The organism is Pseudoalteromonas sp. Of11M-6, assembly GCF_022347905.1.
Lineage (GTDB): Bacteria > Pseudomonadota > Gammaproteobacteria > Enterobacterales > Alteromonadaceae > Pseudoalteromonas.
This window is the reverse complement of the sequence record NZ_JAKRFW010000020.1, coordinates 1-18,787: the sequence shown is the minus strand read 5'-3', so window position 1 is coordinate 18,787 and position 18,787 is coordinate 1. Positions and strand designations below refer to the sequence as shown.

The 18,787-nt window shown below is 40.1% G+C and carries 22 protein-coding genes; all 22 read left to right on the top strand.

The features are described 5' to 3' along the window. Positions 1-5 precede the first annotated feature (5 nt). Positions 6-956: a ParB/RepB/Spo0J family partition protein gene (locus tag MHN32_RS11805; RefSeq protein WP_239421783.1), complete on the top strand. Its 951-nt coding sequence runs from the start codon at positions 6-8 to the stop codon at positions 954-956. Between the two features lie 289 nt (positions 957-1,245). Beyond that, positions 1,246-1,626: an ATP synthase subunit I gene (locus tag MHN32_RS11800; protein WP_010604145.1), complete on the top strand. Its 381-nt coding sequence runs from the start codon at positions 1,246-1,248 to the stop codon at positions 1,624-1,626. 15 nt (positions 1,627-1,641) lie between these two features. Then, complete coding sequence (gene atpB, locus MHN32_RS11795; protein ID WP_010604144.1) at positions 1,642-2,499, top strand: F0F1 ATP synthase subunit A; 858 nt, start codon at positions 1,642-1,644, stop codon at positions 2,497-2,499. A 59-nt stretch (positions 2,500-2,558) separates the two neighbouring features. Further along, positions 2,559-2,792, top strand: a complete 234-nt coding sequence (gene atpE / locus MHN32_RS11790) for a F0F1 ATP synthase subunit C (protein ID WP_010604143.1) — start codon at positions 2,559-2,561, stop codon at positions 2,790-2,792. A gap of 42 nt (positions 2,793-2,834) precedes the next feature. Beyond that, positions 2,835-3,305, top strand: coding sequence for a F0F1 ATP synthase subunit B (gene atpF, locus MHN32_RS11785; protein WP_010604142.1), 471 nt, complete (start codon positions 2,835-2,837; stop codon positions 3,303-3,305). 16 nt (positions 3,306-3,321) lie between these two features. Continuing rightward, entirely contained in the window at positions 3,322-3,855 is a 534-nt protein-coding gene (gene atpH / locus MHN32_RS11780) for a F0F1 ATP synthase subunit delta (protein ID WP_010604141.1), read from the top strand. A 14-nt stretch (positions 3,856-3,869) separates the two neighbouring features. Further along, complete coding sequence (gene atpA, locus MHN32_RS11775; protein WP_010376884.1) at positions 3,870-5,411, top strand: F0F1 ATP synthase subunit alpha; 1,542 nt, start codon at positions 3,870-3,872, stop codon at positions 5,409-5,411. A gap of 52 nt (positions 5,412-5,463) precedes the next feature. Then, positions 5,464-6,324 (top strand): F0F1 ATP synthase subunit gamma, encoded by an 861-nt coding sequence (gene atpG / locus MHN32_RS11770; RefSeq protein WP_017218545.1) that lies wholly within the window; start codon positions 5,464-5,466, stop codon positions 6,322-6,324. Between the two features lie 32 nt (positions 6,325-6,356). Further along, positions 6,357-7,742, top strand: a complete 1,386-nt coding sequence (gene atpD / locus MHN32_RS11765; protein WP_239421781.1) for a F0F1 ATP synthase subunit beta — start codon at positions 6,357-6,359, stop codon at positions 7,740-7,742. A gap of 13 nt (positions 7,743-7,755) precedes the next feature. Next, positions 7,756-8,172, top strand: coding sequence for a F0F1 ATP synthase subunit epsilon (locus tag MHN32_RS11760; protein WP_010604138.1), 417 nt, complete (start codon positions 7,756-7,758; stop codon positions 8,170-8,172). Positions 8,173-8,872: 700 nt separating this feature from the next. Next, positions 8,873-10,960 (top strand): winged helix-turn-helix domain-containing protein, encoded by a 2,088-nt coding sequence (locus MHN32_RS11755; RefSeq protein ID WP_235368512.1) that lies wholly within the window; start codon positions 8,873-8,875, stop codon positions 10,958-10,960. Positions 10,961-11,177: 217 nt separating this feature from the next. Beyond that, the gene (locus MHN32_RS11750; RefSeq protein ID WP_157782774.1) at positions 11,178-11,354 is read left to right on the top strand and encodes a hypothetical protein; all 177 of its coding nucleotides are present in this window, start codon (positions 11,178-11,180) and stop codon (positions 11,352-11,354) included. An 18-nt stretch (positions 11,355-11,372) separates the two neighbouring features. Next, the gene (locus MHN32_RS11745; protein ID WP_157782773.1) at positions 11,373-11,885 is read left to right on the top strand and encodes a hypothetical protein; all 513 of its coding nucleotides are present in this window, start codon (positions 11,373-11,375) and stop codon (positions 11,883-11,885) included. Between the two features lie 166 nt (positions 11,886-12,051). Further along, entirely contained in the window at positions 12,052-12,396 is a 345-nt protein-coding gene (locus tag MHN32_RS11740) for a hypothetical protein (protein ID WP_010604135.1), read from the top strand. Beyond that, positions 12,396-13,640 carry an HlyD family efflux transporter periplasmic adaptor subunit gene (locus tag MHN32_RS11735; RefSeq protein WP_010604134.1) on the top strand — a complete coding sequence of 415 codons (1,245 nt, stop codon included), beginning with the start codon at positions 12,396-12,398 and terminating at the stop codon, positions 13,638-13,640. The genes MHN32_RS11740 and MHN32_RS11735 overlap by 1 nt, the downstream gene beginning before the upstream one ends. Further along, the gene (locus MHN32_RS11730; RefSeq protein WP_239421779.1) at positions 13,640-15,868 is read left to right on the top strand and encodes a peptidase domain-containing ABC transporter; all 2,229 of its coding nucleotides are present in this window, start codon (positions 13,640-13,642) and stop codon (positions 15,866-15,868) included. Before MHN32_RS11735 ends, MHN32_RS11730 begins: the two co-directional genes overlap by 1 nt. An 87-nt stretch (positions 15,869-15,955) precedes the next feature. After that, positions 15,956-16,093 carry a hypothetical protein gene (locus tag MHN32_RS11725; protein ID WP_157782772.1) on the top strand — a complete coding sequence of 46 codons (138 nt, stop codon included), beginning with the start codon at positions 15,956-15,958 and terminating at the stop codon, positions 16,091-16,093. Positions 16,094-16,704: 611 nt separating this feature from the next. Beyond that, positions 16,705-16,860 carry a class IIb bacteriocin, lactobin A/cerein 7B family gene (locus MHN32_RS11720; protein WP_081489935.1) on the top strand — a complete coding sequence of 52 codons (156 nt, stop codon included), beginning with the start codon at positions 16,705-16,707 and terminating at the stop codon, positions 16,858-16,860. Between the two features lie 11 nt (positions 16,861-16,871). Beyond that, the gene (locus tag MHN32_RS11715; RefSeq protein WP_081489934.1) at positions 16,872-17,030 is read left to right on the top strand and encodes a Blp family class II bacteriocin; all 159 of its coding nucleotides are present in this window, start codon (positions 16,872-16,874) and stop codon (positions 17,028-17,030) included. A 51-nt stretch (positions 17,031-17,081) separates the two neighbouring features. Then, positions 17,082-17,225 (top strand): class IIb bacteriocin, lactobin A/cerein 7B family, encoded by a 144-nt coding sequence (locus MHN32_RS11710; protein ID WP_235368514.1) that lies wholly within the window; start codon positions 17,082-17,084, stop codon positions 17,223-17,225. A gap of 43 nt (positions 17,226-17,268) precedes the next feature. Continuing rightward, positions 17,269-17,427: a hypothetical protein gene (locus tag MHN32_RS11705; RefSeq protein ID WP_157782771.1), complete on the top strand. Its 159-nt coding sequence runs from the start codon at positions 17,269-17,271 to the stop codon at positions 17,425-17,427. Positions 17,428-17,483: 56 nt separating this feature from the next. Further along, positions 17,484-17,819 carry a hypothetical protein gene (locus MHN32_RS11700; protein ID WP_239421778.1) on the top strand — a complete coding sequence of 112 codons (336 nt, stop codon included), beginning with the start codon at positions 17,484-17,486 and terminating at the stop codon, positions 17,817-17,819. The last annotated feature ends 968 nt before the right edge of the window (positions 17,820-18,787 follow it).

Genomic DNA, 18,787 nt, shown 5'->3' with positions numbered 1-18,787 from the left:
AGAACATGTCGGTTAAAAAACGTGGTTTAGGCCGAGGGTTGGATGCCCTACTCAGCTCAGCTAAACCTAATCCTAATCCTAATCCAAGTGCTGCGGCACCTGTGCCTAATCAACAAGAAGCGGTTGCAACAGTCAGTGAAGCACCTGCCGAATCGGCGGTTGAACAAGAGTTACAACGATTACCTATTGAGTGGCTAAAGCCGGGTAAATATCAGCCGCGTAAAGATATGTCTGAACAGGCACTTGAGGAACTGGCGAGTTCGATCCGTTCACAGGGGATTTTACAGCCTATTGTGGTGCGTAAAGTTACCACGCAAAGCTTTGAAATTATTGCCGGTGAGAGACGTTGGCGTGCGGCACAACTGGCAAAGCAAGATACCGTTCCTTGTTTAATCAAAGATGTGCCGGATGAAGCGGCTGTTGCTATTGCCCTTATTGAAAACATTCAGCGTGAAGACCTCAATGCGATGGAAGAGGCAATTGCTCTAGATCGATTGCTTAATGAATTTGAACTCACGCATCAGCAGGTTGCTGATGCGGTGGGTAAATCGCGTACAACGGTCACCAATTTACTTCGTCTCAACAATCTCAACGATGATGTAAAAATCTTGTTGGAACATGGCGACATAGAAATGGGTCATGCTCGTTGTTTACTTGCCCTAACTGGTGAAGCGCAATCTGAAGCAGCAAGAACTGCTGTGGCCAAAGGATTAACTGTAAGAGAAACCGAAAAACTGGTTCGCACCATTTTAGAGCCTGTTGAGAAAAAAGAAGCGAAGCAAAAAGATCCTGATGTGAAGCTGCTTGAACAGCAATTGCAGGAAAACTTAGGCGCAAAAGTTGAGATCAACTATAACCAAAAAGGCAAAGGTAAGCTGGTTATTTCCTATGCTAGTTTGGATGAGCTTGATGGTATTTTGGGGCGTATTAACTCTGAAATGAATGAAGCTGAATAACGGTAAACTTAACTAATTGACTAATACGTGAATGCGGTGCTTTATTTTGCGCCGCTATTTCCTCACCGATATGCTGCGAAATAGCGAGAATACTAAGAACTTTGATGGAAAAATAGCCACTCTTGTACAGGCTTTAATTTAAGCCTTCCTCCCTAACAAATTTTGACCTATTTGGCGTCCAAAAAACGTCACATTTCGCCTCGTCAAGTTGCAAATTAAGCAGAAACAAGTATAATTTCGCCAGTTTTCATACCCTGATAAAATTTAACGTCATTAAGGTTAATATAAAGTGACTCATTCGTTAGCCCGTCCATACAGGCGAGCCGCATTACAAGGTGTTTTGATTCAGGGTATCGTAGCATTAGTCGCTGCAGTAATCGTTTTTATAGGTTGGGGAGTACAAGCCGGAGTTTCAGCATTAGCTGGCGGCGCTGTGTTGGTACTCCCTAATTTTGTATTTGCTGCTTACGCCTTTCGATTTATGGGTGCAAGCAAAGCAAATCAAGTATATTCCTCGATAAAACGAGGAAATGGATTAAAATTTTTGCTAACTGTTGTGCTCTTTGCACTGATTTTTAAGCATTTTTCAGTAATGATGCTGCCTTTCTTTGGCGCGTATATGCTCGTGATGCTGACACAATGGTTGGTCCTGATTTTTTTTAATCATTAACTTTTGGGATAAAACATGGCTGCAGAAGAAGTTACTATATCGAGCCATATTCAGCACCACTTGACCAATGCCAAGATGTGCTCGACCGATGCCGGTCTTGCCTTCAATAAAGCATGTGCGGACAGTGGTTTCTGGGCATGGAATATAGATACCCTCGCATGGTCAATCGGTTTAGGTCTTATTTTCTTATGGATCTTCCGAAGTGCCGCTAAAAAATCCACTATAGGCGTTCCTGGTAAGTTCCAGTGCTTTATCGAGATGATCGTTGAATTCGTTGGTAACAACGTACGTGATACGTATCATGGCAAAAGCGCACTGATCGCTCCTTTAGCCCTAACTATCTTTGTTTGGGTGTTCTTAATGAACTTAATGGACTTAATTCCTGTTGATTTCTTACCTGCTTTTGCCGGCTTTGTTGGTGAGCAAGCGTTTGGTATGGATTCACACGATGTGTACATGAAAATTGTACCAACCACTGACGTGAACATGACCGCAGCACTAGCTATCGGTGTGTTTATTTTGATGATCGGTTATTCAATCAAAATCAAAGGTATCGGTGGCTTTATTGCTGAGCTAACACTTCATCCGTTTAGTACTAAGAACAAGATTGGTATGTTGTTCTTGATTCCGTGTAACTTGTTACTTGAAACCATTGCTCTTGTTGCAAAGCCATTCTCATTGGCACTGCGTTTGTTCGGTAACTTATACGCGGGTGAATTGATTTTCATCTTGATCGGTACGATTGGTTTAATGCAGTTACCACTGCACTTTATTTGGGCGGTATTCCATATTTTGGTCATCGTATTGCAAGCGTTCGTATTTATGATGCTGACAATCGTATACCTAAGCATGGCAAGCTCAGACAACCACTAACAGATTTTTTAAAAAATTAACTTTAACTTTAATTTACAATTGAAACTTTGGAGAAAAAAATGGAACTAGTATTAGGCCTTAAGTTTATCGCTGTTGCTCTACTAATCGGCTTTGGTGCAATCGGTACAGCTATCGGTTTCGGTAACATGGGTGGTAAATTCCTTGAAGCTTGTGCTCGTCAACCTGAGCTTGCGCCTTCACTACAGGTTAAAATGTTCATCCTTGCTGGTCTAATCGATGCTGTAGCAATGATCGGTGTTGGTATCGCAATGGTAATCCTGTTCGTACTTTAATTCTAATTTTTGAACAGTTTACTATTTTAAGGAGGAGTGGTTGTGGATATTAACCTCACTCTAATCGGTGAATTAATTGCGTTTACGGTATTCGTACTTTTCTGTATGAAATATGTATGGCCACCGCTAAATGATGCAATTGAAGCTCGCCAGAAGAAAATTGAAGATGGTTTAGCGGCATCTGATGAAGCTGAGAAAGAACTTGGGCGCGTACGTGCACAAGGTGCTGAACAGTTGAAAGAAGCGAAAGCACAAGCGGCTGAAATCATCGAACAAGCTAAGAAGCGTGCTGCGCTAATTGTTGACGAAGAGACTACTCGTGGTCAGCAAGAGCGTGAAAAAATCATTGCTCAGGGACACTCTGAAATTGAGTCTGAGCGCAACCGTGTGAAAGAAGAGCTGCGTTCACAAGTCGCTGCACTTTCTATCGCAGGTGCTGAGAAGATTTTAGAGCGTGAAATCAATCAAGCCACACACAGTGACATCGTTGAAAAACTTGTCGCTGAGCTTTAAGTAGGAGGGTATGAGCATGTCTGAATTGACTACTATCGCTCGCCCATACGCTAAAGCGGCTTTTGAACTTGCCGTTGAAAAAGGCACAGTTGAAGCTTGGAATGAAATGCTGTTCTTCGCTGGTCAAGTTACCAGCGACGAGCAGGTTCAGGCGCTACTTGGTAGCATTGCTACTGAATCACAGCAGTCTGAAATCATTATCAAGTTATGTGCTGAGCAACTCAACGAACAAGGTCAAAATCTTATCAAGCTGATGGCCGAAAATGAGCGTTTAGCCGCCATCCCAGCTGTTGCAGAATTGTTTGCAGAATTAAAAGCAGACTATGACAAAGAAATCGAAGTAGATGTGGTTTCAGCAACAGTGCTTGCAGATGATACGCAAGCAAAATTGGTCGCGGCACTTGAGAAACGTTTCGCACGCAAAGTTAAGCTGAATTGTAGCATCGACGAAGCCATTGTAAGTGGCCTAGTGATTAAAGCCGGTGACACCGTAATTGACGGTTCTGTTCGCGGCAAGTTAGATCGTCTTGCGACGTCGCTACAATCGTAATTGGGAAAAAGAGCATGCAACTTAATTCCACAGAAATTTCTGCACTGATCAAGCAACGCATTGAGCAGTTTGAAGTTGTAAGTGAAGCGCGTAACGAAGGTACTATCGTATCTGTTACCGACGGTATCATCCGCATCCACGGTCTTGCTGACTGTATGCAGGGTGAGATGATCGAGCTTCCTGGCAACCGTTATGCTATCGCACTAAACCTTGAGCGTGACTCAGTAGGTGCTGTAGTAATGGGTCCATACGCTGACCTTAAAGAAGGCGTAAAAGTTAAATCAACTGGTCGTATCCTTGAAGTACCAGTAGGCCGTGGCCTACTAGGTCGTGTTGTTAACACGCTAGGTGAGCCAATCGACGGTAAAGGCGCTGTTGATAACGATGGTTTTGAACCAGTTGAAAAAATCGCACCTGGCGTAATCGAGCGTCAATCAGTAGATGAGCCAGTACAAACTGGTTATAAGTCTATCGATGCGATGATCCCAGTTGGTCGTGGTCAGCGTGAGCTTGTGATCGGTGACCGTCAGACTGGTAAAACAGCACTAGCAATCGATGCTATCATCAACCAAAAAGACACAGGCGTTAAGTGTGTGTACGTAGCGGTTGGTCAAAAAGCGTCAACAATTGCTAACGTAGTACGTAAACTAGAAGAGCACGGTGCACTTGCAAACACTATCGTAGTAGTTGCTTCTGCATCAGAATCTGCAGCGCTACAATTCCTAGCGCCGTTCTCTGGTTGTACTATGGGTGAATACTTCCGTGACCGCGGTGAAGATGCACTAATCGTATATGATGATTTGTCTAAGCAAGCTGTTGCTTACCGTCAAATCTCACTACTACTTAAGCGTCCACCAGGTCGTGAAGCATACCCAGGTGACGTTTTCTATCTTCACTCACGTCTTCTAGAGCGTGCGTCTCGTGTAAACGCTGACTACGTTGAGAAGTTCACTAATGGTGAAGTGAAAGGTAAAACAGGTTCATTGACGGCATTGCCAATCATTGAAACTCAAGGTGGTGACGTTTCTGCATTCGTACCTACCAACGTTATCTCAATCACTGACGGTCAGATCTTCTTAGAAACTGACTTGTTCAACGCAGGTATCCGTCCAGCTGTTAACGCTGGTATCTCGGTATCTCGTGTAGGTGGTGCAGCTCAAACTAAGATTGTTAAGAAACTAGGTGGTGGTATCCGTCTAGCGCTAGCTCAGTACCGTGAACTAGCGGCGTTCTCTCAGTTCGCTTCTGACCTTGATGATGCAACACGTGCACAGCTTGAACACGGTGAGCGTGTAACAGAGCTAATGAAGCAGAAACAGTACGCACCGATGTCTGTTGCTGATATGTCATTATCGCTATTTGCAGTAGAGAAAGGCTTCCTAAAAGATATCGAAATCAACAAGATCCTTGATTTCGAAGCAAGCCTAATCGCGTTTGCTAAGAGCGAGTACGCAGAGCTAATGGCTCAAATCAATGAAACTGGTAACTACAACGCCGAGATCGAAGCGCAGCTTAAAGAGCTTCTTGAGAAGTTCAAGTCTACGCAAACTTGGTAATGTGTTATTAAGGTGAGTAGGTAACTACTCACCGAGATTCGGAGAGAGAGTCATGGCCAGCGGAAAAGAGATAAAAAGCAAGATCGGGAGTATCAAGAATACTCAAAAGATCACCAGCGCAATGGAGATGGTTGCCGCTTCTAAAATGAAGAAGGCACAAGAACGCGTAGCGTCTAGTCGTCCATACGCTGAAAACTTACGCAAAGTGATCGGTCGTGTTGCTCAGGCTAATCTTGATTTCCATCACCCGTTCCTAGAAGAACGTGATGTGAAACGAGTTGGTTATATCGTTATCTCTACAGACCGTGGTCTTTGTGGTGGCTTAAACTCAAACGAGTTTAAGCGTGTAGCGAAAGACGTGAAAGCGTGGAAAGAAAAGGGTGTTGAGGCGTCGTTCGCAACACTAGGTAGCAAAGCTGCTGGTTTCTTTAAACGTTTTGGTGGTTCGCTTGAAGCCAAAAAGGCAGGGCTGGGAGATACACCTTCAATACAGGACGTAATTGGTCCTGTAAAAGTAATGCTAGATGCATACGAAGAAGGCAAAATTGACCGCTTATTCGTTGTGTACAACAAGTTTGTCAACACAATGAAACAAGAGCCTGTTATCGATCAGTTATTACCTTTGCCAAAAGCTGAAGAAGAAGTATCAGCTCACGCTTGGGATTACTTATATGAGCCAAGCCCAGAGGCGATTTTAGAGACACTTATTGTGCGCTTTATTGAGTCTCAGGTTTACCAAGGCGTAGTTGAGAATGCTGCCTCTGAGCAAGCTGCCCGTATGGTTGCGATGAAAGCCGCAACTGATAACGCAGGTGGCCTGATTGATGAGCTACAGCTGGTATACAACAAGGCACGTCAAGCCGCAATCACACAAGAAATCAGTGAGATTGTGAGCGGTTCGGCTGCCGTGTAACGCTTCGGCAAAGTTTAATAAGAGGAATAGACATGAGTTTAGGTAAGGTCGTCCAAATTATCGGCGCCGTTGTGGACATCGAGTTTCCACAAGACAACGTGCCAGCCGTATATGACGCACTAAAAGTTACAGAAGGCGACTTAGCTGGTTTGACACTAGAAGTGCAACAGCAGCTAGGTGGCGGTGTGGTACGTGGTATCGCACTAGGTAGTACTGACGGTCTACGTCGTGGTACTCCAGTACAAGGTACAGCTGAGCCAATTAAGGTTCCAGTTGGTACAGCAACACTAGGTCGTATCATGAACGTACTTGGTGACGCGATTGACGAAGCGGGTCCTATCGGTGAAGAAGAGCGTTGGTCTATTCACCGTGCAGCACCATCATACGAAGAGCAGAGCAGCTCAGTTGAACTTCTAGAGACTGGTATCAAGGTTATCGACCTTGTATGTCCATTCGCTAAAGGTGGTAAAGTTGGTCTATTCGGTGGTGCGGGTGTAGGTAAAACCGTAAACATGATGGAACTTATCCGTAACATCGCAATCGAGCACAGCGGTTACTCAGTATTCGCAGGTGTTGGTGAGCGTACTCGTGAGGGTAATGACTTCTATCATGAGATGAATGACTCAAACGTACTAGACAAAGTATCTCTAGTATATGGTCAGATGAACGAGCCACCGGGTAACCGTTTACGTGTTGCACTAACTGGTCTAACAATGGCTGAGAAGTTCCGTGACGAAGGTCGTGACGTACTATTCTTCGTAGATAACATCTACCGTTATACACTAGCAGGTACTGAAGTATCAGCACTTCTAGGTCGTATGCCTTCAGCAGTAGGTTACCAGCCTACACTAGCTGAAGAAATGGGTGTTCTACAGGAGCGTATCGCATCAACTAAGACAGGTTCAATCACTTCAATCCAAGCGGTATACGTACCTGCGGATGACTTGACTGACCCATCTCCAGCAACAACGTTTGCTCACTTAGATGCGACAGTAGTACTTTCTCGTGATATCGCGTCTCTAGGTATCTATCCTGCGGTAGACCCTCTAGATTCAACTTCACGTCAGCTTGACCCACAAGTTATCGGTCAAGAGCACTACGACACAGCACGTGGCGTTCAGACAGTTCTTCAGCGTTATAAAGAGCTGAAAGACATCATCGCAATTCTAGGTATGGACGAGCTATCTGACGAAGATAAGCAAGTTGTATCTCGTGCACGTAAGATCCAGCGTTTCCTATCTCAGCCGTTCTTCGTTGCTGAGGTATTTACAGGTGCTCCTGGTAAATACGTATCTCTTAAAGACACAATCTCTGGCTTTAAGGGCATCCTAAACGGTGATTACGATGATATGCCTGAGCAGGCATTCTACATGGTTGGCTCAATCGACGAAGCGATCGATAAAGCTAAAAACATGTAATTAGGAGGTTGTTATGGCAATGACAGTACACCTTGATGTAGTAAGTGCAGAGCAGAGCTTGTTCTCTGGCGCTGTGACTACTATCCAAGTGACAGGTAGTGAAGGCGAGCTTGGTATTCATCCAGGCCACGCGCCACTACTGACTGGCCTAAAACCTGGTATGGTACGTTTGGTTAAAGCGGATAGCTCAGAAGAAGTTATCTACGTTGCAGGCGGTACGCTTGAAGTTCAACCACAAACAGTAACTGTTCTAGCGGACGTTGCTATTCGTGCGGAAGAGCTTGACGAGCAAGCTGCTGAAGAAGCTAAACGTGAAGCGCAAGCGCAAATGGCTTCTGGTACTAGCGGTGAGTTGGATTACCAACAAGCTGCAGTACAACTAGAAGAAGCCCTTGCTCAACTACGCGTTATTCGCCAGCTGCGCAAATAAGCAACCACCTATCTGGTTATTGGAAACCCACGCATCGCGTGGGTTTTTTTATGCGTACAGGTAAAGAGCTAAGGGCTTGCTATCTAGCTATTAGAGCCATTGCATTAAATTTTAGGGCGGATATACCATGCCATTTAAATCAATTAAATGGCTTAATTTTGCCTTGCGGTACGTAGATACTGAGGTAGTAGTCGGGTGTGAGAGCGGATCTGCTAAGTTATTTCTTCACACTATTTCTAGCTGACAACGTGTAAAGCTTTATAGACATTCCCATACTAGGAAGATTTGTTATGCATGCATCGATGCAAATAGGTATCGAGAGTTGTTCAAGCATTGAACAGCATCACTTGCTTCTTTTTATATAGAATGGGCTGTAACTTTCTGTTTTTATATTCTATTTTTTATTGGTACTCTGAACTTTGAAATATCCAGGAAAAATAACATTTTTTACATGATAAAAAAGAAATAATGGTTCGATATTGTCTTTTGTATTTGTAATGGGTATAAGTGAGCGTATTCCCTTGAACTTATTGTTTTTAACGTTAAGTTTTAGGTTAAATGTGGTTGGTAAAGTTATATTTTATGCTACTTTAATTGTTCGTATTTATTGAAAAATAACTTTGTTATCTTAGAATAGGTATTGTCTTCTCGATAATGGAAACTCGCAGGCTTCATGGATGAGGTAAAGCACGGAAAAGTGATGAAAGAAGTAAATTTCACTAGAACAGTCCAATTTGTTAAGTTTGCTCAATGGACTTTAGATCCCAAAAAGCAAACAATCACTGATGGTGACGAAAGTAGAGAATTAGAGCCACTGCTTTATAAGATTCTTTGCTATTTGTTACTTAACATCGATCAGATTATAACTAGACAAGACTTAATTGATGACGTTTGGTGTCAGCATTATGTTGATGATAACGCAATAAATAGAGCGATCTCTGAACTCAGAAAACTGCTAAAGTCAGAAAAGTTCAAAGGCGTTATTATTAAGACTCACTACCGTAAAGGTTATAGCTTAGCGGTAGATAGAGAAATTGTTCTTTTTGAAGATGGCGGCCAATCTAGTAATCCAGAAGTAACCCCACCACCCACTAAAAAATCTAAAAAAAATTACTCCACAATACTTATTGGCTTAATGCTTCTTGTTGTAGCAATCACGCTATCAATGCTTTATTTCCTCCCTGCTAAAAAAAATGAGAATCAAGCGCTCAGCGCTTTTAAAGAGCATTCATTTGATAGTTTTGAGGAGCGAGCTATCACTTGGCAAGAGGCATATTACAGTTATTTAATATTGCACCCTGACAGCAATTATTATGCTTATTTGTCGGAATCTGACACGAGTAAATCTATTGTTGTTCGTTCGATGAAACACGATGATGCAAAGAAATTTACTTTTCCTGACAGCAGTGTAGAGCCTTTAGGTTTTTCTACTTCTCTTTCGCACCTATTCTACAGAGAGAAAACTGCAGATGGTGCTTGTGCCATATGGCGTATTGATTATTTGAAGGAAACTGATGCGCAAAAAGTAATGGGATGTGATAAGCAAATTCGCAACCTATTAGAAGTTGATAATCGTTATCTACTCTATGACAAGCTAGGCTTTCGTGAAAAGAGCCATACTGCTGCACTTTATATTTTCGATAGAAAAAGAGAGCTTGAGTTTAGAATATCTTCTCCAAACGCAAGTTCATTTGGCGATCAATTACTGCATTATGACTCCAGTAACGGACGAGTGTATTTCAAACGGATGCAAAGTGAGTTTACAGAAGTTTTTTATACCGATGTTGAAGGCAGTAACCTAGTCCAGGTAGCAACCATTACAGGAGTCGTAAACAACTTTACGATTGTTGATAACCAGCTATATTGGTTTGATTTACTGTCCCAAAGTGTCAAAGCATTTGACATCGATCTGGGAGTTGAAGTTGAGAACATCAAAAATAACTCATCAGTCGAGTATAGGAATATTTGGCGTGTAGCAAAAGATAAATATTTGGCGCAACAAAAAGACTTTGAAGTGGTAACTACACTGTATTCAAAAGATCTTGTCAAGCAGCTGGATATTGCAGGGGCCAGAGATGCCGCAGCATTGGAAAATATGGATCAATTTGTTGTTATTTCCAATGTTGATCATATTAATGAGCATTTACTTAGTTTTTTAGACAAGCAAGGCCGTGTTATTCGCCAAGTACAGTTAGATGAGTTTGCTTATCGGGTTAAGGTGAATAAAAGTAACTCATTAATTTATATAAGATTAGATAAAGATATCAAGGTGTTTGACCTCACTGGTAAGTTAGTCAATGAATTCTCATTTGATGAGAAAGTGGTTGAGATTGAAGCGTCTAATGATTCTCAGATAGCTGTAGTGGTACAAAAGGGCAAGATAAATAGAGCGCTTCTTATAGACAGTATGACTGGAAAGCAACGCCTACTGCCGATAAGAGATGTTCTTTGGTTTACCTGCTTTACAGAGTCAAAGTGTATTACGCAGAATTTTTTCAGAGAGGTACGGTTATACGATCTCGAAGAGGGAGCATTTACTGGGCAAAGCACCTACGTTGAACCATTTTTCCCCAACTTTACATTATTTGGAGCAGAGTTAATTTACTTTGACGGTAAAAAGCTAATGGAGTTTGACCCCGAAGCTTTATCGCAAAATGAACTAAAGTCCTACGATCCTAGTGAACAAGGAAATCTGTTAAATATGAGGCTAATCGATAATGATGGCAGTTATCTAACTTTTGCTATCACACGTAAGCAAAATGCAATCACGGTCTTTGAGAACAAATAAAAAAGCCCGAGAGCATGGCGGTGCCTCGGGCTGGTACATATGCGAGAAATGCAGATGTAATAAGGAAAACTTAGTCTAGGGGATCTAATTTATCCAGTCAAACTTATTGAGATACTTATCCTAATATTCAAATTAGCTTTCCTAAGGTTTTGCTAATAGCAAGTTTTTGATTTATCGCTATGCTAGACCTTGCTCTACAATAAAACGGAATAAAAAAATGAAACTTTCAATTAAAAAAAAGCAACTAAAGCAACTAACTAAATCACAAGCATCTAGCGTTAATGGTGCTGGTACTAATGAAATAGTAAAGGAGCTATTGACCTACAGCGTGATGTGTAATCAGGACAGCATGGCCTGTGGTATGGACGATAAAACCACAAAGCATTTTATGTAAGCTAAAAGGGTCGCTCGATTGATGCGTGCTGTTTGGCTTTTAACCAATGTTATACTTATTAAAGAGTTAACTTTTATCCCTCAGCCAGTGGAATACATTTTGGCCGGAGGGGGAGTGAAGTCAATACGCAATCAAATTGAACAAGGACCCGTTCATAAGGAAGAGGTACTATTTGAGTACCTCTCGACTGATAGCCATTTTAAGCCTTTCTTTTCACACTCCAGCGGAATCATACAGTACGCGCTTAAAGATACGCCTCAACTCACTACTGGCAAGAGAATACTCAAGATCACACCCAATGCAAGTTACGGGTACATGATATTTGAACAGTCCAATACGTACCCTGACATCTCTGTAGATTATTTTATTTGTACAGATGATGAAAGTACTGGTTTTGCGGTTCAGTTTTATCACACTCGATCGAATATATTTTTTTGGAAATCAAGTGAAGATGAAATAAACATGCACTCAAGCTTAAGTGGAAAACCAGTTTATTTAGCGCTTGCACCATGTAATACGTCTGCCGACTAGCCTTCAAAACAACCCTAATATTATCAAATAATATCCATATCCTTTCATAATGCTTTGAGTCAACTTGTTGTTAGTTATGGTTATTTTTGTTTTTTTTGCTTGTTTGAAATGTAAGTGAACTATAGGCATTATCAAACCACTTTATTAGTTTGAATAGGCACTAAAAATGACGTTAGAAGAATACTTTAATAATTACTACGAACTAATATGTAATGGTGAGTTAGATAACTTAGCGCAATTTTATTGTAGTAACTCTCCACTTATTGAAGCAAATTATCAGCAGTTTTCTGGTATGAGACAGCAATTTAAGTTCAAACTTTCATTACAAGGTGTTGAGCTTATCTCAAAGCAACCTGACCTATTAATTGTGCGAGATAGCTTAAGGTTTGAAGCGACAATTGAAGGTAATGAAGTTGTTCAGGTATCAAGCAACGTTCACATGATGACGCGTGATAACGACGAATGGAGAATTTTTAACTCTGCAGCGTTGCCTGACAATAAGGTGGCATAATGTCTGACTTATTCAGAAAAGAAGCGTTATTACATCAAGGGCATAAACTAGATGGTGAAGTTACCCTCGCGACTCATATGTCATTCAACTGGATACTAGGTGTAATTGTACTTATCGTAGTTATAGGTTGCGCTTATTTATTCCTAGGAGAGTACCACAGAAAAGAAGTGGTTTCTGGTTACCTAAGACCAACTCAGGGGGTTAGCAAAATTTATCCGCTCGGCACAGGGGTAGTTGATAGAGTCCTGGTAGAAGAAGGTCAGTCTGTTAAGAAAGGTGAAGTGCTCGCAACGATTCGTATGGAGCGGGTACTGACTTCTGGTGCAGACATGAATGCCGCGATTGTCACTGAGTTGGAAAAGCAAAAGCAGCTATTGCAAGAAAATCTTGCGAATCAAATAAAGTTGAGAGATATGAATCAGGATAAACTTGAGTCTCAGATCGCAAGTTTATCAATTCAGCTAGAAAAGGCTAAAAACCAGTTACGACTACTATCCGAGCGAGTAGCGCTTAGCGATGAGCGAGTCAAAAATACAGAAGCACTTATCACAAAGGGGTTTGCCTCAGGTAATGACTTAAAGACTCAAAAAGACAACTTATTAGCAATTACTCAGCAGCAAGAAGAGCTGTTGTCGCGGCTATCCAGTCAAAGAGAACAGATGAGTCAACTTCAATATGAACTAGCGCAGTTACCTATAGATCATCGAGAAAAACAAGTAAGCCTTCAGTCACAACTCGCAAGTATCAACCAACAAATCAGACAAGCACAAGGCCAGCAGAGCTACAATATACTGAGCCAAATGGATGGCAAAGTTAGCAATCTACTTGTTAAACCGGGGATGGTTGCAAATGGACAAACTCCCATAATGACTGTCTTGCCGCATAATGCGGAGTTGGAGGCTATTTTGTTTGTGCCAACGAGAGCTTATGGCTTTGTAAAACCCGAGCAGCTTACTCGGATCCGTTACCAAGCATTTCCATATCAGCGCTTTGGCATATATGAAGGGCATATTAATACAGTTTCTAAATCAATTTTATTACCTAATGAAGCAAATGCCCCTGTATCTTTGCGAGAACCGGTATATCAAGTAGTTGTAAGTCTTAAATCTCAGTCTGCTAATGCCTATGGCGCGACAGTTCCGCTCCAAGCTGGAATGTTACTAGAAGCCGACATTATGGTTGATAGTCGCTCATTATTTGAGTGGTTATTTGAACCAATTTACAGCATCAAAGGAGCGTTGTAATGGAAAATCCTATGCATTTATTGAGATTTAGTGGCAATAAGCGTCTACCTGTGATCTTGCAAACTGAAGCCGCTGAATGTGGTTTAGCTAGCTTAGCTATGGTAGCGGCATACCATGGTCATAAAACCGATCTTACTTCGCTTAGACGTGAACACGAAATATCGCTCAAAGGAGCAAATTTAGAAGAGTTGATGCAGATTGCTGATAAGTTAAAGTTTAGCACAAGAGCACTGCGGCTAGACTTAGAGCATCTACCTAAGCTCAAGACCCCCTGCATTTTACATTGGGATATGAACCACTTTGTGGTATTAAAAAAAGTTTCAAGTCGCGGAGTCGAAATACATGACCCTGGAGTTGGTTTACGAAAATATACATTAAGCGAGTTTTCTAAGCATTTTACTGGTGTTGCTTTAGAGCTAAATCCAACAGAGGAGTTTCGCTCTGAGGATACGAGAGTAAACTTGAAGTTATCTGACTTTTGGAGCAAGGTGACTGGGATGAAATCAACACTTGGTAAAGTGTTTATTTTATCGGTATTACTCCAGGCGTTCGCGATTGCAAGTCCTTACTATATGCAGTTAGTTGTCGACGAAGTTGTGCTCAGCTACGACAAGAACTTACTCGCGATATTGGCGATAGGCTTTGGCCTTCTTATGCTAATTGAAATGATAACTGGTGCCGTTCGGAGTGTTTTGCTATTACACTTTGGAAACTTGATGAGTATACAGCTTGGCTCCAACCTGTTTTATCATTTAATACGCTTACCTTTAAAGTACTTTGAAAAGCGCCATATTGGTGATGTGGTTTCGCGTTTTGGCTCATTACAACAAGTGAAAGACCTACTAACTCAGGGAGTAATTGAAGTTATCATCGATGGTATTATGGCAATTGCCACACTAGTGATGATTTTTATTTACAGCCCCAAATTGAGCTTAGTAGTGCTAGTTGCCATTGTGTTATATGCCATTTTCAGAATTGCAATGTACCGACCATTGAGGCAAATGTCGGAAGAAGTCATTGTGAATTCTGCAAAAGAGCAATCTAACTTCATGGAAACCATTCGCGGAATACAAACGATAAAGCTATTTGGTCGTGAAGTACAAAGACAAAGTGTTTGGCATAATAAATATGCGGATAGTCTGAACGCAGGTATACGCGTTGGACATTTAAATATCGGGTATGAAGCAGTAAATAAAGTTATTTTTGGCGTTGAAAACGTACTGGTTATCTATTTTGCTGCTTTATTAGTGATGGATGGCGACCTAACGGTAGGGATGTTATTTGCCTTTATGGCATATAAAAGACAGTTCGTAGAAAAAATGGCAGGTCTTGTTGAGAAAGCCATTGAATTTAAAATGCTGAACCTGCACTTCAATCGCTTAGGTGATATTACACTCACAGATAAAGAACAAGATATTGAGCGAAAAATATCAGGCTCTCCATTAACGGGAAAGATTGAGCTACAAAATATTGCCTATAAATATAATCAAAAAGACGCACCTATTTTTAAATCACTTAATTTGCAAATTGAAGCTGGTGAATCTGTTGCAATAATAGGCCCTTCTGGTTGTGGTAAAACAACGCTCGCAAAAATTATGCTTGGACTTTTTGAGCCTGATGATGGAAAGGTGTTGGTTGATAATCAAGATATTCGTCAATTAGGTTTAGGTAGCTATCGCTCTCAAATAGCCGGAGTTATGCAAGATGATCAGCTACTATCTGGATCAATAGCCGATAACATCTCATTTTTTGATCCGCAGTTAGATATGAAGCAAGTAGAGTGGGCTGCTCAGGTTGCAGCTATAGATAAAGATATTGCTAATATGACTATGGGTTATAACACGCTGGTTGGTGACATGGGAGCTGCACTATCTGGTGGTCAAATTCAGCGCCTACTATTAGCTCGTGCGTTATATCGCAAACCTAAAATTTTATTTATGGATGAGGCTACGAGTAATCTTGATACCAAGCTTGAATATGCAGTTAATACTGCAGTTAAGTCTTTAGATATAACTCGTATCATTATCGCTCACCGCCCTGAAACCATAGCCAGTGCTGATCGTGTGATCGAGCTTCGATATGGTGAAGCTGTTGAGGTGGATAAGGATATTTATGAGGCTAGGAAAATGCCTATGGGTGAATCAACACAAGCACCTGTGTGTAAGTTAAATATTGAAAATGAGCCTTATACAGATACTTCTGCTGGTGGAGAATTTGTTCTGAGCTAGTAAACGATTTCGAGTAATCACTCTCACTCGGGAGCTTGAGGTAATAAGGAAAATAAAATGAACAAAACTAATCAAAAGGTACGAGAAATGATTGAATTAACATATCAATTAGAAAAAATTTATGGCGGCAGTACTTCCCTGCCTACAACAGCGCCAAGGTATCAAGGGCCGTTTTATCCTTCAGACCCATGCTTAGGGCCTATCGATATCACGACTTATTTTTAAGATGAAACTAAAAACCCCTTTTATGGGGTTTTATTTACTATTGATGAACTTTTGGAGTTTGAAATGTTGATAGTGGTATCAGCGATTATGTATGTTTTAGTTGTGTCATATTTTAATTGGGAGTTTTCTTTTTTTAGTGATGATTTTAATTTCTGGTTGTTGTTTTTAGATGTTTCTCTTTATTCGTTTTGTTATGCTGTTTCTTTTTTTGCTTTGAAGTTTTTGTTTAATGAAAAACATTTGGGTTGACTGTTTTATAAGTTGTTAAGTTTTTAATGGTTGTGATTTTATTTTGCTATTAGATTTCCAATGTCTTTGTTGTCTTTTGATTTTTTCTTAATATTTACAATAGTAAAATTACGGTTCTTATGCTTTTTTTGTGTTCTTTAATGGTTTTATTTGTTAAGTAGAGGTGTTAAAGGTTATGTATTTATTATATTTCTACTTCTTGTTGTTTTATAAGGTTTTATTTTTTTCTATATATTTGACTGTTGTTTTGTTTTGAATTAAATTTTGTTTCAGGGTGAGTTTTTAATTTTCCCTTATATAGAAATGCTACCTAGTATTTATGGTGGTGAGGTAATTTAATTTTTAATAAATGCGAGAAAAAAATGAAAGAAATTAATAAATGTGAAATTCAGGAAGTTAATGGAGGGGTTGTACCTCTGTTTTTTGCCGTTGCTGTTTATGGTGAGGTTGCAGCTTTTTCTGCTATTGTTTCAGGAATTGCTACCTATAATGCTGTTAGAAGTGGATTCAAAAAATAAGGAATAATAAAATGAATACATTGTCAATGGAACAAGTTAAACATGTTAATGGTGGATTTGCATTCTTATTTATTCCAGTCGCTTTGACTTGGGGTAATGTAGCAACGGCTGCAGCTGTTGGTGCTGCCGGTGGTGCAATTACTGGTGGATTATTAGCTATTTATTCTTAAAATATGTTGAATATGGTTTTTAGCTAAATTTAAATTTTTATGGATGTTAAAATGAAAGAAATAAAAAAATATCAAATTAAAGAAGTAAATGGTGGCGCTGTACCTTTATTCTTTGCCATTGCTGTTTATGGTGAAGTTGCAGCTTTTTCTGCTATTATATCTGGTATTGCAACTTATAATGCAATTAAAAATTAAAAATTAAAAATTAAAAATTAAAAATTAAAAAAGGAGTAATTGAATGAATACATTATCAATGGGTCAAGTACAGCAAGTTAATGGTGGATTTGCATTTCTATTTATCCCCGTTGCATTAACTTGGGGGAATGTGGCGACGGCAGCTGCAATTGGTACCGCAGGTGGTGCAATTACTGGTGGATTATTAGCTATTTATTCATAAAATAGAATGGGGGAGAACTTCTTCCCCTTTATTTTTATCTTTTTGAGAGAGAAAAAATGAGTATTAAAGTATCAATTTTTGTAATCAATAGTATTTTTTTTGTTTTCTTTGTTGCAATGATACAAAGTGTCATGGTTGGTGTTCATCAACCTAAATTTGGTGATTTAGTATTCTTTTTGCCTGGTGTATTATTAAGTTTGGTTTGTTTTCATGGCTTAATTTATAGAAAAAAGAGTGGTGATTATTCATTTCTTTCCTTGGTTTTATATAGTGTTTTTGTTTTCTTGAGTAAAAGGGTTGATGAAGTAGGTAGCCTTCAAGCTGTTGATTATTATATAGCCTTATCTGGTTTAGTTATTTTTTATTTTGTTTTTAAAGGGTTGAAGGATTAGGGGAGTTGAATTGTTTTATACTATCCAGTTTTAAATGGTTTAAAACTAATCGTTGTACTCGGTAGATACTGATGCAGTTAGCTTACCCCAAGATAGGTTATAAATTAGCCTAGTCTTAGTTAAGTTTTTTATGTTAGTTGTAGAGGGGTTGTTGAAGAGGTGAGATGGGGTCCTTCGAAAAATCATTTCGTTTGGCTAGAGCAAGGGTCAAATGTCTAATAAAATTCAAGAGTTAAATGGTAGTGTTTTTTGTGTAAGTTCGGATGTAATTATTATATAAATAATTGGCTTTTTAGTAAGTAATGTTGATTGTTTTTATAAGTTTTTACTTTGATTGTGGTTTTGTAATTTAGTTTTTGTCGGGTGTTATTTAACGCTAAAGTTTGTTGTGAATTAAACAGTGTAACTTCCCAAGTCATATCTTTTATTTTAATGGTTGTGTTAAATGTCAATATCGGTTTTCATATTTTAAATTATGAAAAAACCTAAGTGGTCGTTCCTGAATGTTGACGATTTAATGCTTAGGTTTGCCGAACCAAATAAATCCAGAATTAGTATTATCTTTATCCAAAATTAGCGCTTCGCGCAGCTAATAACTGATAAAAAAAGGCATAAAAAAGCCGCTATTGGGCTAAAATTTTACGGCAGTTTTGGCCTACGTCTGCAGCACTGTGTTAAGCCTATCACCGAGCTTTCCTTTTGAGCGGTTAAGAGCCAGGTTACCACCCGTGTTTTGCGTGTTCGATGATTGGCTCTATCGCATTGCGCCGCTTGAGCTTCTTCTTAATGCTCGGAGTCATTCGGTGTTTTCGTCAGACAGTATGTGAATTTGTTTTATTCAGGTATTCGAGGCCCGTGAGCAGGCGGACATGTCCACTTCCCCTTTAATGGCACACCTCTAAACTGGAGTTTTCCAACTTAGTGCGGTAAATCGCCGGAGGCAAGTTACCAAGGCTCTCATGTGTTCT